Below are 13,761 nucleotides of genomic sequence, written 5' to 3'. Positions count from 1 at the left end.
AGACATGCACAGATATCTCTTTTTATATGTCCTTTTCCTGGCCGCGTGTAGCAGTCATGAAGCCTCCAAAGCACCCGCAGCGACAGAGGCTGCACCAGCAACGGCTGACAGCAATGCTGTTAGTCTGACGCCGGAACAGATCAAAAACGCCGGTATTGAAACCGGTACTCCTTCCACGGCAGCGGTCAACGGTACCCTGCGTTTACAGGGCACGATCGACGTACCGCCACAGAGTACGGTCAGTGTCAGCTTTCCGCTGGGAGGTTATCTGAAAAAAACAGACCTGTTGCCGGGCACACATGTCCGCAAGGGACAGGTACTGGGCGTACTGGAAGATATGCAGTTCATCCAGTTACAGCAGGATTATCTGCTGGCCAAGGAGAAATTCAGCTTTGCGGAGACCGAATACAAGCGCCAGCAGGAACTGAATGCCAGCAAAGCCAGTAGTGATAAAGTATTCCAACTGGCGAAAGCGGAGATGGAAAGTCAGCGTATTGCCATGCAGGCGCTGGGACGTAAACTGGAGCTGATCGGGATAGATCCTACCCATTTACATGCGGGGAATATCTCTAAAAGTGTGAATATCTACTGTCCTATCAATGGATTTGTGGCGAAAGTGAATGTGAATATCGGCAAATACACTTCTCCGACCGATGTATTGTTTGAGCTGGTGGATCCCAGCGATATCCATTTATCCCTCACAGTATTCGAAAAGGACGTCAATCAGCTCTCTATTGGTCAGAAGGTAATTGCTTATACCAATGAGCACCCCGACAAGAAATATGAGGCAGAAATCCTGCTTATCAGCAAAAACCTGGATGCAGAGCATATGGCGACCATTCACTGTCATTTTAAACAGTTTGACGCTTCTTTATTGCCCGGTATGTTCATGAATGCGGAAGTGGTAGTCAACAATGTGACGGCCCTGACGGTGAATGAAGCGGCGATTGTCCGCTGGGAGAATAAATTCTATGTCTTTGAGGATAAGGGCAATAACCTGTTTAAAATGGTTCCTGTGACGCCGGGTAATGTGTATGAGGGACAGGAGCAGTTTTCAGCGCCAGGTATTACGGAGACAACCAGACTTGTTACTAAAAATGCATATGCACTGTTGATGAAAATGAAAAACAGTGCGGAAGAAGAATAGTTGAACCTACACCAGTACACGTAAACAAAACACAAAGGCCCGCCGTTCCGGCGAGGCCTTTGTTGTTTTTATCTTGCAGACTATAAACGCCAGTCCACCGGTTCAATACCGGCCTTAGACAGCAGTTCATTCGTCTTGGAGAAGTGTTTACATCCAAAAAAGCCTTTATCGGCACTAAAAGGCGAGGGATGGGCTGCTTTCAGGATATGGTGTTTGGTAGCGTCGATCAGGACCTGTTTATCCTGTGCGAAACGTCCCCAAAGAATAAATACCACATTTTCCTTCAAATCAGACACTTTCCGGATCACGGAGTCCGTGAAGCTCTCCCAACCTATTTTGCTGTGAGAAGCAGCCTCGTTTGCCCGTACAGTGAGCATTGCGTTGAGTAGCAGCACCCCATTATCAGCCCACTTTGTCAGGTTACCACCCTGCGGGATCGGCAGGCCCAGATCTTCTTTCATCTCCTTATAGATGTTCACCAGAGATGGCGGGGGCTTGATACCATCCTGTACAGAAAAACATAATCCGTGGGCCTGATTGGGACCATGATAGGGGTCCTGGCCCAGCAGTACGACCTTCACCTTGTCAAAGGGGGTATGCTCGAATGCATTGAAAATCAGGTTTCCAGGAGGATAAACAGTATTTCCTACCGCTTTTTCATGCTTGAGTGCCATGACAATTTGTTCGAAATAGGCTTTGTGAAATTCGTCTTTGAGGACCTCCTTCCAGCTGGGTTCAATTTTAACCTCCATATTTTTTTTTAAAATTTATTTTGAATTAATGGATTTTTACATAGATTTGCACTCCCAAATGAAACGCTAATGTATGGCAAAAATTTGGAAAACGGACCGGTAGCTCAGTTGGATAGAGCAACTGCCTTCTAAGCAGTAGGTCAATGGTTCGAATCCATTCCGGTTCACTAGAAAGCGCGATTTACATCGCGCTTTTTTTATGCGATAAGTTCGTAGATATTGCGGCAAATCCTGCTGACCTGGAATAACACAAGTGCTTATACTTGTACCGCCTGGTAAGCTTTCAAGGATTCTTACATGGCTTTCAAAAAGGATCAGAGGTATTCACTAAATAAAATATCCCGGCTACATAAAGCAACCGGGATAATTTATTCCATCGTCAACTTTTTTAACGACGATTCATATCATACTGCTCAGGTTATTGCACCGCCAGCGCAAACCGTTCCTGATCCACATTGGATTCCGGCCACAAGACACACTTTGTTCCATTAGCGGGATTAGCTCCTGCCACGTTAACGCAGCTCGATGGTGCACATTTCGGTTTCAATTTATAATAGCCGTGATAGTCGTAAACAACTTTAAATGCCTGTGATGAATTGTTATTACTTGTCCATATCTCTATCGGGGTGTTGTTCTCGGCGCTTCCTCCGGTCACATCCAGCGACGTCCCTGTGTTATGCTGTGGTACAAGTCTGAAATAACCATATCCCAGGGATACCATCCGGAATTTCTGATTTAATCCGTTATTCCAATCCCATATTCCGGCAAGTGAACCACTGGCGGAACCAGCGATATCCAGGGCACTGTTCTCGTTAATCTTCGGAATCAGTCTGTAAACTGAATTATTGGTAATGCCAGTTGGCTGCGTTGTCGGCGTGATCTGCTGCATAATTACGCCTCCAATACATTCTACCGCTGTCGTAACGTTATCGGATGGTGTGGTCGTTGTCCAGTTGTTCCACATCAGGTTTCTGTCTGTGCGGCGTATATTCCAGGCGGCATCAGCATTCTGTTTCATCCAGGTGTAATAGGTACTCCAAAGATTGTTATCCCGAACAAATTCGCCCAGTCCCCTGATAAATTCGGACTGCCAGGTACCCTGACGTTGTCCATTTGTCATAATTCCGTTGACCGTCTTATTGTTCCTTACATAATCCACTGACCGTTTGGCATCATCGTAATACACAGCATTTCCGGTCAGGCGGTGAAGGTGATTGGCTGCACTGACAAAAGCACCAATATTATAAACATTGGCATCGGCGCTGACTGTTCCATCAGGACGGATATTCTCATATACAGCACCCGTAGCTGAATTATAGAGTGTAGCCTTTACCCAATTGTATATCGCTATCACTTTGTTCAGATAGCCGATATCCTTCGTGGCCTCATAGATATAACAGCCCAGAATCATTTCAGGGTTGTTACTCAGTCCGGATTTACTTTCGTGGTTAACATCCCACCAGACGCCTCCGCCCAGTTCAGTTGTCCAACCGCGGTTATAACTACGATCAAAGGCATATTTCGCCTGATTAAGATAGGTAGTGTTGCCGGTTATCTGGTAACCCCGTGCAAAGGCAATACCTGCCCACTGAAGGTCATCATTGAAATCATTCCAGTTCCAGTCATATAATCCGCCGCTGCCCTGGTTCTGCTGTAGAAAGGTATTCAGCATATTGGTTATCAGAGTTCTATGAGCACTACTCTGCGTGCGCAGGTAAACGTCTTCGACCATCTGAATATCCAGCGCCTGGCGCCAGAAATAATCCTTGCCCGAAACATTCAGGGCCTCTTTGTAATATTGAGTTGTTCCGGAAGAAACCAGAAAACTCGAATTGAATGAATTGAACGCCGCATCGGCATTAGGGTTAGCTTCCACCAGCAATAATGCGTTGGCCGCTGACTTTGTTGTCAGATCCAGCTTGTCTACGGGCAGTGATTGCTCTGCTTTCTTACAGGAACTGAGTAGCAGAAGCACACTTGCAAATGTGACTGCAACTCCGAAAAGGTTGCTTTTCAGTGTTTTCATAAATGGAATTTTCTTTAGAGGTTTAAAATTTCGATTATATATAGGTATCCCTGCATCTTTAGGGTTCCATAGTGGTTTTTTCAGATGGGGATGATGCAAATAACAAACATTCAACCTTCAGGGGCTTGCCCATTCGTCCATATTTTTTGACGTAAAGTATTTTGTTGCCCTTTGTTGTGTAAATGTGGAAGAAAATGAAAAATTCAGGTCCGAAAGGCCTCCTGGGCAGGGGGAAAATGGTAGAAATAACGGTAGATGGACTAACTGATTATGATAATGCAGATCTCTATCTCTTAATAGAGAAACCAGTATTAGGAGATCTGCACCAACAGTATTATATTGATTTGACCGGAAGCTGCAGATAAGAAGAATGAGCTCCTCCGGTGTGTATGATATGCTTTCCTTTATTTTCCGGAACCGCAGCCGGATCAGGATACTCCTCTCTGTCTATTTTCATAGACATAAAAGTACAAAAATCAAACTGGTCTTATGTCTCACTTAAAGAGGTTTCTTATAAAGCCAACATTCTTCCAATACTAGTATAAAACTATTCTCTGAAACAGTGAGTGGAGATTGTCTATTGCTGATTCCCTATTTTGATGCGTTTCTCAGACCTTTTACAAATTCGGAAGGAGTGCTTCCATATTCTTTCTTAAACATCCGTGAAAAGTACGAACTGCTCTGTAGCCCTATTCTGTCGGCGACTTCTGACAGCGTTATATCCTCGTGTGTCATAATATAAATAGCCTGTTTTAAACGAATTGTCTTAATAAATTCGCCAACGGACTGTCCTGAAATGCCTTTGATTTTCTGGTAAAGCTTTGTACGACTTATGTTCATACGCATACACAGGAATTCCACTTCCAGCTCAGGGTTTTGTATATTTTCCTCAATAATCTGGAGCAATGTATTCATGAAATCCTTGTCTTTTTCTGAATGCACTAATTCCGTGGCCTCTATGAGATGATCTTTCGTATAGCGCTGTTTCAGTTTCGAATTCTGCTCAAAAATATTATTAATAGTCAACAGAAGGAGGGACATATTCAGTGGCTTTGCAAAATAGTAATCAGCCCCTGACTTCAGACCTTCTATTTTGGTTTCCAACCCATCCCTGGCAGATAAAATTACGAAAGGAATATGGCTGGTCTCGAAGGTTTGTTTAATGTGTTTACACAAGTCGATACCATTCCCGCCCGGCATCATTACATCACTTATTATCAGGTCAGGATTAAGTTCTGTGGCTATAGTCATTGCACTATTTCCATCCGCGGCTTCATGTATATGGTAATATGGTTCGAGCGATTCGCGCAAAAAGGTACGTAGCTCCTGGTTATCTTCCACTAACAGGATATGCCTGGCTTTTCGGGTACTCATTGGCGCCGTAGGCACAGGCTTTGACAATAATGGCGTTGGACTATCCAGCTGCTCCAACTGCGACCCCGACATACTTCCGGGCTCTATGATCTCACCAGCGCTGTAGTTTTCTTTACCCCAGGGTAAGGCCACCAGAAATTCCGTGCCCTTATTCCGCTCACTAAATACGGCTATCTCTCCTTTGTGTAATTGAGTAAGACTCTTTACTAAAGCCAGGCCAACACCAGATCCCAGGTGATGGTTGCTCACCCTGTAATAACGATCAAATATGCTTTGAATAGATGCTTCTGAAATTCCAATACCACTATCGGAGACCAGGAAATAAATATATTTGCTGGCCTTAAACTCATTTGGCAATCGGAAGCCCGTATCAAAAGATGGTTTAAACTTATCCTCATCCAGAAAATACTGCATGGTCACCTTACCACCGTTGCTTGTATATTTAAAAGCGTTATTTAACAGATTCAGCAAAATCTTCTCAAGTACCTGTGCGTCAAAATAGCTTATAATATCCCGTTGGCCTATATCGCCTGTGATATTAAAGGCTATATTTTTACTCTCTGCTAGAGCTCCAAACTCTGTATATAGGCTCTGGCAAAATTCATCTATTGACATAGGCTGTACCTGTAGGCGGATAGCGCCATCTGCTACCTTTTTAAAATTCATCAGTTCACTTACAAGATTGATCAACCGTTTCACATTGCGTAGCATGAGCTGGTAAGCATGTAAATGTGTTGACTGGCCATCATGTGAGATCAGGTATTCAAGTGGACCACGGATAAGCGTTAAGGGTGTACGGAATTCATGGGAGATATTTGTAAATAACTGTAATTGTTGCTGGTACATTTGCTCACGCTGCTGATGAATGTCTTCTCTTTGTCGTTCTGCTACGGCACGCAGTAGAAGCTCATTCTTAAGCCGGTACCACCGGGCCTGATAAATATAAATACCTACCAGGACCGCCATAATAAGTAAAATGTAAAATAGCTTCGCCGGGAAGCTCTTCCACCATGGTGGTATCATAATAATAGTTACGCTGGCCTGCTGACTATTCCAGACGCCATCATTATTAGAGGCTTCTACTATGAATTTGTACTCAGTAAAGTCAAGGTTACTATAAGCGGCGCTGGCATGGTTACCATCTGTATATTGCCAGACGTGATCGTAGCCTTTCAACATATACCGGAAGCGACATTTCAAAGGGTTCGCATAGTGCATGGCACTAAAGAAAATTACGAAATTATTCTGCAGATAATTAAGGCGTACTGCGGCGACGTTTGTGATATAACGGGCAGAGTCCGCAGCTTCGTTGTTCACAGAAAGGCGGCTAATTTGTGGGACGGCAGCTATAGGGTTGGCTGTGATCTCCAATGGCTGGAAATAATTCAACCCGTTTATACCACCGAAGAATAACATTCCATTGGCTCCGCGGCAGGAAGAATTAACCTTGAAGCTGTTTCCCTGTAGTCCGTCTTTTTTATCATAGCGAATTACCGCACCAGTACGCGGATCTAAACGTTGCAGACCATTGCCTGCCAGCCATATAAAACCTTTATCATCTACTTCCAGTCCTTCTACATCTTTAAAAACACCTTTAGTAAACTGGGTAATGGCGTAAGTATCATCAGCACGGAGGATTATGCGGTTCAGTCCGCCGCCGATAGTTCCTATCCAATATATACTGTCGTTCTGTTTTGCAATCGGATAAGTATAGTTGGAACTAAGTGAATTAGGTTTACCAGTAGCTTCGTAGCTCCAGCTTTTTACAATATTACCTTCCTTATCTATTATAAGTCGCTTCAGGCCATGTGTACTGGAAATCATCAACTGGGGCTTCACGGAATCTGCATGTATAAAAAAGCTTTCCCCGTATTCTTTTACATGGTATTTCCCTACGGCGTCTTTAAAGATTACGCCAAATTTATGTGTATGGTCACCAAACCAGATATTACCAAAGCAATCTTTGGCCAATACATCTATAACATGTGCAGGAAAATTCTCTGCCCCCGGTGGTCGCCAAAGTTCCTGGCGATTGGGGCGCATGACAGTAATACCGCTCTGCCCCCCTATCCACAAATTATGCTCATTGTCAGTTGCCAGTGCCGTGATTGTATTCTCAGGCAGACGCACCGTACTATTATAATTGTTATATACCTGTACCACCTGCTGCTTCTGAAGATCATAGTGGTTCAGCCCATGATCGCTTGTGCCTACCCAGAGATCCTTCCCGTTCTCGTCCAGAATGGCCCGCACATAGCTACCCGAAAGAGAGTAGGGAGTTTCCGGCAGGTGCTGAAGGGTATAAAATTTCTTTTCATTAAGGTCAGCATATTGTACCCCATTGCCAAAACTGACGGTCCATATACATTGAGATTTGTCAATGAAAAGGCTTTGAAGTCCGCTTAGATCGACGTATTTAATGGGACTTTCATTATTGATCTCCTGAACAAAAACCAGGTTTTTATCCAATCTTGTCAGACGCTGACTGCTATTAATCCAGTAATTGCCTCCCGCCTCCTGCACCATATCGCTCACCTCACCACGAATGGCAGCAGTTTTGACCACGCTCGGGTAGTCGCCCACTGTCTGAACCAGGTAAAGTCTTTCACCCGTAGCGAGTAACAGGTGTCGGTTTTGGTCAATAAAGAGTTTGCTGAAGTGATTTTCGGCGCAACCTGCCACTTTTATCATATGCGCAATACCATTTTCGCCCAGCACCCATAAGCCACTTGTAGTAGCCAGATAGAGCTGTCCCCCGACGTCCATAGCTATGTCACTGATGCCGACGCCTTCAGGCAGATGCAGCTTCTTCTCCTGTAGGGTTGTGCCTTTCAGCAAATAACAGCGCAGCTGATCTTTGCTAGCGAGGGCGTAAAAGGTATGTGATGAGGAGATCACAATTTTCGTAAGGTCATTCGCTGACGATCCCTGGCTAACCGGGTAATCGATATATTGACTTGTACGGGTATCAAAACGCTGAAAACCGGCTTCTGTACCCAACCACAAAAAGCCGGTACTGTCGACTGCCATACAGATCACGCGATTGCGGTAAGCATTATTCAGGGGTATATTACTATTATAATATCTCCGGACGTTGTATCCATCAAATTTGTTGATGCCAAAAAGAGTCGACACCCAGATGTATCCCCATCGATCCTGCACAATGTCAGTAGCATCTGTATGAGAAAGTCCCTCATCTACCGTGAGGGCGTTAAAATGGTAAGGGTATGATTGTCCCAATACATGCTGCCTGGTTGTCATCAACATGATCAACCCTGACAACAACACTTTCAAAAAATATCTGTACGGCAGAACTGAGCGTTTTTGGTTTAATACAATCACTGGCAAGTTTACAAATTAAAAACCGCAAAACACGCTACAGTTGGAATTCTTACCTATCAGATGTATGATAGTGACAGAAAAATGTACGATCTGGCAAGCGCATATTATCCACTCCTATAGAAAATAAGTACAAAAGTGTTGGTCATATGCATACAAAGGCAAACTGCCTACCCCTACTTTTCTCAATTTTGAGTTTCTACAATCTTATACCATCATTATCAAATTCCAGTTACAAAACATCCACGCATGAAACGAACACCAACCGACGGAAACAGCTTTAATAAGCGGTGGCTTTCCGGCGTAACCTTGTTGCTGATTTTATTTTTACCATTACTGTCACTTGGCGCAGATATAACAGTCGCCGGACTGATAACGGACGCCTCCGGCCAACCAATACCGGGCGCTAGTATTTTAATAAAAGGGACAAACACGGGCACGCAAACAGACGCAATCGGACACTTTACGCTGAAAGCACCAGATAAGGCTACACTGGTGGTTTCTTTTTTAGGCTATGAAAGCCAGCAGATACCGGTCGCTGGCAGAGCAGTTATAAATGTTCAGCTGCAGGAATCAGCTAAAGTACTAAACGATGTGGTTGTAGTAGGTTATGGTACACAGAAACGAACTTCCCTGACTGCAGCTATATCGACTATTAAGACTGCCGAGATTGCTAACAAACCGGTCGTGAATCTGAGCAACAGCTTAGTGGGAAGAGTATCAGGACTTATTGCCACTCAGGGTTCTGCAGAGCCGGGCTTTGATGCCTCTAATATCCAGATCCGTGGTGCCGGCTCCATCGGAAGTACTGCTCCACTGCTTATCGTGGATGGTGTACCCCGTGATTTCAGCCGGCTGGACCCTAATACAGTAGCAACTTTTACCGTATTAAAAGATGCGGCTGCAGTGGCGCCTTATGGCGTTGCAGGGGCCAATGGTGTAATTCTGGTAACGACCAAAACAGGTAAGGCTGGTAAACCTACACTGGCTTACAATGGATATTATGGATTTCAGAACCCTACGCGCGTACCTAAGTTTGTAAACTCTTACCAGTATGCAATGCTGCGTAACGAGGCAAATGCCAACGATGGACAGCCTGCCGCCTACAGCGCAGAAGATATTCAGAAGTTCAGAGACCATTCTGATCCCGATGGCCACCCTGACGGTCACCCGCTTGACGACATTATTAAGCCTAACCGGCCAATTACTTATCACAACCTGTCTTTAAGCGGTGGCGGCAGCGACTATCAATATTTTGCGTCCGTCGGATACCAGCACCAGGATGGTATGTGGAGTACCACGTATTTGAATAAATATATGGCTAATCTGAGTCTGACTGCGAACGTAACTAAAACCACGAAGGTTAGTCTGATGGCTAATGGTTACGTCGAAGACCAGCATTTTCCTGCTACCGGCGCGGGCAGCATTCTCGACCAGGCCATGCGTCAGGCGCCTACAACGCCGGTTTATTACAGCAACGGTTTATGGACAGGCTATATTGGTCAGTCGCTTATTGGTGAAATTTACCATAGTGGCTACCACCTGAGTGAAAACAGTTCCCTGATCACCCAATTGTCCATTGATCAGCAATTACCTGTTAAAGGACTCAGTATCAAAGCAGTAGTTAGCTACGACAATGGTCCGGACCCTATCTTCAACAACAAAACTTCCTTCCAGCGCGAATACCGGACACCCATCCCATTCTGGAACGTGGATACGACCAAACGTCCATACGAATATGTGAAGGGTATTCAGGGAAATTCCAAGGCCCAGTTCTACGAAGATTTTTCGATGAATAAGGCGCTTACTTACCAGGGAATGCTTAATTATATTGGTCACTTCGGTAAAAGTGATATTACTGCGCTGGCCGTCGTGGAAAATCGCTCGGTAAAATATCAGACGTTCCGCGCACAACGTATCAACTATAACCTGGACATTGATGAGCTGAACTTCGGTGGTCCGGCCGCTTCAGATGCAACCAGCTCCGGACTATCCAACGGTCAGCGCCAGCTCGGATACGTCTACCGCATCGGTTATAGTTATGACAATAAGTATCTTTTCGAGGCAGCTGGTCGTTACGATGGCAGCTACCTGTTTGCACCTGGTAACAGGTTTGGCTTTTTCCCTGCATTCTCTGCCGGCTGGCGTATTTCCGAAGAAGCATTCATGAAAAAGATCACATGGATAGATCAACTTAAGTTACGAGGTTCCTGGGGCGAATCCGGAGCATATCCCAGCTCCGGCGGCAGCATCCAGACTTACCAGTACCTGAGTCCTTACAATGTAAATGGAAATTCTGCTGTAATTGGCGGCAATACTACACAAGGCATCAAAGAAGCGCTCCAGGGGAATCCTGATATCACCTGGGAACGTGCCAGGAAAACAGATATAGGATTTGATATAAGTCTGTGGAAAGGCTTATTGAGTATAGAGGCAGATTATTTTAGTGAAAAACGTTCCAATATGCTTGTAGGCATAGGTAACTCCTTACCCGCAGAATATGGTATTGGTGTAGGTTTGATTAACGCTGGTATCATGCAGAACAGGGGGATTGACCTTAGCCTGGGCAGTAGCAAAACATTCTCTAACGGTTTACGACTGGATGTGACGGGTACTTTTACCTATGCACGTAACAAGCTGCTGAAAGTATACGAGAACGATGCTACCTACAAAAATGTCAATCGCCGTCAAACCGGACGCCCTAACGGTACGCAGTTTGGCCTCCAGGCCATCGGCTATTTCCAGGAGAATGATTTCAATAGTGATGGAAGCCTGAAAGCTGGCATTCCTGTACCCAGTTTCGGTAATGTAAAGGCGGGAGATATACGTTATGCCGACTTATTAGGTCCAGACGGTAAACCCGATGGCAGAATCGATGCAAACGACATCACCCGCATCGGTTACTCCAGTACACCTGAAATTATTTATGGCCTTGAGCCTCGTCTGTCTTACAAGGGATTTGACGTGGACCTGCTGTTCCAGGGTTCCGGTCACAGTTCCCTGTATGTGAGCCAATACTTTGTATGGCCCTTCCAGTCATCCGGCTCAGCCACTGAGCTGGCATACGAGGATCACTGGACGCCTACCAATACTGACGCATTATATCCAAGAATTACAGGCGCACCTACCGCCAACAATACACAGCAATCATCCTGGTGGATGCGTAATACATCCTACCTGCGGCTTCGTAGTGCTGAGCTGGGATATACATTCTCATCCAAAACCCTGGGTCACAGTATCAGCTCGCTCCGCCTGTACGTTTCCGGGCAAAATCTCTTCACCTGGACTCCCCATATCAGGGAAATACTGGATCCGGAGAATAACAGCAGCAATATGAACTACTTCCAGCAACGGGTTATCACATTCGGTATTAATGCCACTTTTTAAATGTAAAAATCATGCAATATAAATATAATTCATACGGTCATGTCCTCGTGCTGGCACTGCTGATCTTCATTACGAGCGCCTGCAAAAAAGATGGCTTTCTGAATGTAGATCCAAAAGGATCCCTCACTGATGAAAGCACCTTCGCCACTGAAGCAAATGCTGATCTTTTCGTAAATGATATTTACGACCAGCTGCCTGATATGAATAATGAATCTCAGCTGCTGGACCAATGGACGGATAACAGTTGTGTAGGCGCCACGTGGATGACAGGACAATCCCTCATCCGTTCTAATGCGTTGAATCCATCAAATGCGCCGGATGGACCTGGCGCTATGTTTAAATGGTCCGAGAACTACAGCCGAATCCGCAGATGTAATGTGTTCCTGCAGCAAGCTGCAAAATACCGGGATCATTTCTCCGATGAATGGTATCAACAACGCGTAGCGGAAGTAAAATTCCTGCGTGCACTGTTTTATTCCTTCTTGTATCAAAACTATGGAGGTGTTCCGCTGATATCCGAGCCACTGAATAATCAGACGATGGGCGACAAAATATTCATTCCTCGCGCCAGCATGGAGGAGACGCTGGCATTTATCGAAGCTGATTGCGATGCCGCGGCTGCTGATCTGCCTACAAAAGCTGCTGCTACAGGCCGCGCTACTAAAGGTGCTGCCCTTACCCTTAAAGGAGCAGTAGATCTGTTTGCTGCCAGCATCCTTGTAAATACTAATAACGATCCGGCCCGATGGGCAAAAGCTGCCGCTGCTAATAAAGCGGTTATAGATCTTAATGTTTATGACCTCTTCCCTGACTACAATGGGCAATTTCTGGCAGCAAACAACTGGAACATTGAAACGATCTTCGCAAGAGGGTATGCAGTCCCAAGCAAAGGACACCGCCGGGAAGGTATGCAGGGACCAGTGATTGTACATGGCGTACAACAGGCATGGGGAAATCTTGAACCTACCCAAAATCTGGTGGACGACTATGAAATGGCGAATGGCCTGCCTATTACAGACCCTGCTTCCGGTTACGATCCGCAACAACCATATGTAAACCGCGAGCCACGATTTTATGCGACGATTGTATATGACGGCTCTACCTGGCAGGGTTACACATTCCTATCACGTGTAGGCGGCAATAACCAGATCGATCTGGGTTCCTCCAGCGACATCAGTAATACTGGTTACAATGGCAAAAAAACCCTTGACGAATCTATTCTTGGCCAGACCAGTCTCGGAATTTACCCCGGTACTTCCAACTATATCTTTTACCGCTATGCGGAAGTACTGCTTAACTATGCTGAAGCGCAAAACGAAGCTACCGGACCGGATGCCAGTGTATATAGTGCCATTAATAGTGTGAGAAGACGCGCTGGTTTACCTGCGTTACCGGCAGGAATGACCCAAACCGAAATGCGTATAAATATCCGCCGCGAACGCAGAATAGAACTTGCGTTTGAAGACAAACGCTGGTACGACATCCGCCGCTGGGATATCACTACAAAGGGGGAAGCCGTACTTACTCATCCGCAATATGGTATGAAAATTACGACGGAGGCTAATGGTAGACTAACCTATACCAAGGTACCCATATTTAACAGTACATTCTCACAACATATGAACTGGCTGCCCATTCCACAAAGTGCAATGGAACAAAACACACGACTTACACCTAATGCGGGATATTAAACGTTGTATGGTATAAATAAACCAGTACAGCGCCGGCTCCCCGGC

7 protein-coding genes and 1 tRNA gene are annotated in these 13,761 nt (G+C 45.3%); 5 read left to right on the top strand and 3 right to left on the bottom strand.

Annotated elements, in window-relative coordinates; genetic code table 11:
* Positions 1-4 precede the first annotated feature (4 nt).
* A complete protein-coding gene (locus CPIN_RS13605) occupies positions 5-1,147 on the top strand; it encodes an efflux RND transporter periplasmic adaptor subunit (RefSeq protein WP_012790382.1) in 1,143 nt (380 codons plus the stop codon).
* 80 nt (positions 1,148-1,227) lie between these two features.
* On the opposite strand, the gene ung is transcribed toward CPIN_RS13605, so the two are convergent.
* Positions 1,228-1,899, bottom strand: a complete 672-nt coding sequence (gene ung / locus CPIN_RS13600; protein ID WP_012790381.1) for a uracil-DNA glycosylase — start codon at positions 1,897-1,899, stop codon at positions 1,228-1,230.
* A gap of 93 nt (positions 1,900-1,992) precedes the next feature.
* Here ung and CPIN_RS13595 point away from each other — a divergent pair.
* A tRNA-Arg gene (locus CPIN_RS13595) sits at positions 1,993-2,066 on the top strand.
* Between the two features lie 251 nt (positions 2,067-2,317).
* On the opposite strand, the gene CPIN_RS13590 is transcribed toward CPIN_RS13595, so the two are convergent.
* Positions 2,318-3,925, bottom strand: coding sequence for a glycoside hydrolase family 76 protein (locus CPIN_RS13590; protein ID WP_012790380.1), 1,608 nt, complete (start codon positions 3,923-3,925; stop codon positions 2,318-2,320).
* Between the two features lie 194 nt (positions 3,926-4,119).
* Here CPIN_RS13590 and CPIN_RS38965 point away from each other — a divergent pair, with 194 nt between their 5' ends.
* Positions 4,120-4,290, top strand: a complete 171-nt coding sequence (locus tag CPIN_RS38965; RefSeq protein WP_187294766.1) for a hypothetical protein — start codon at positions 4,120-4,122, stop codon at positions 4,288-4,290.
* 226 nt (positions 4,291-4,516) lie between these two features.
* Here the strand turns inward: CPIN_RS38965 and CPIN_RS13580 are convergent, their stop codons facing one another.
* Positions 4,517-8,587, bottom strand: coding sequence for a response regulator (locus CPIN_RS13580; protein ID WP_245552127.1), 4,071 nt, complete (start codon positions 8,585-8,587; stop codon positions 4,517-4,519).
* A 300-nt stretch (positions 8,588-8,887) separates the two neighbouring features.
* Here CPIN_RS13580 and CPIN_RS13575 point away from each other — a divergent pair, with 300 nt between their 5' ends.
* Together CPIN_RS13575 and CPIN_RS13570 are read left to right on the top strand one after the other, a co-directional pair.
* Positions 8,888-12,025: a SusC/RagA family TonB-linked outer membrane protein gene (locus CPIN_RS13575; protein WP_012790378.1), complete on the top strand. Its 3,138-nt coding sequence runs from the start codon at positions 8,888-8,890 to the stop codon at positions 12,023-12,025.
* 11 nt (positions 12,026-12,036) lie between these two features.
* Positions 12,037-13,716 carry a RagB/SusD family nutrient uptake outer membrane protein gene (locus CPIN_RS13570; RefSeq protein ID WP_012790377.1) on the top strand — a complete coding sequence of 560 codons (1,680 nt, stop codon included), beginning with the start codon at positions 12,037-12,039 and terminating at the stop codon, positions 13,714-13,716.
* Positions 13,717-13,761: the final 45 nt, after the last annotated feature.

Source organism: Chitinophaga pinensis DSM 2588, from assembly GCF_000024005.1.
Taxonomy (GTDB): Bacteria; Bacteroidota; Bacteroidia; order Chitinophagales; family Chitinophagaceae; genus Chitinophaga; species Chitinophaga pinensis.
Note: the sequence above shows the minus strand (reverse complement) of the source record. Positions and strands in the feature narration are given on the sequence as shown.

Bases quoted from the DNA above. Each gene is read 5' to 3' on its own strand.
- CPIN_RS13605 (WP_012790382.1), top strand. From the start codon at position 5: ATGCACAGATATCTCTTTTTATATGTCCTTTTCCTGGCCGCGTGTAGC.
- CPIN_RS13570 (WP_012790377.1), top strand. From the start codon at position 12,037: ATGCAATATAAATATAATTCATACGGTCATGTCCTCGTGCTGGCACTG.
- ung (WP_012790381.1), bottom strand. From the start codon at position 1,899: ATGGAGGTTAAAATTGAACCCAGCTGGAAGGAGGTCCTCAAAGACGAA.
- CPIN_RS13590 (WP_012790380.1), bottom strand. From the start codon at position 3,925: ATGAAAACACTGAAAAGCAACCTTTTCGGAGTTGCAGTCACATTTGCA.
- CPIN_RS13575 (WP_012790378.1), top strand. From the start codon at position 8,888: ATGAAACGAACACCAACCGACGGAAACAGCTTTAATAAGCGGTGGCTT.
- CPIN_RS38965 (WP_187294766.1), top strand. From the start codon at position 4,120: ATGAAAAATTCAGGTCCGAAAGGCCTCCTGGGCAGGGGGAAAATGGTA.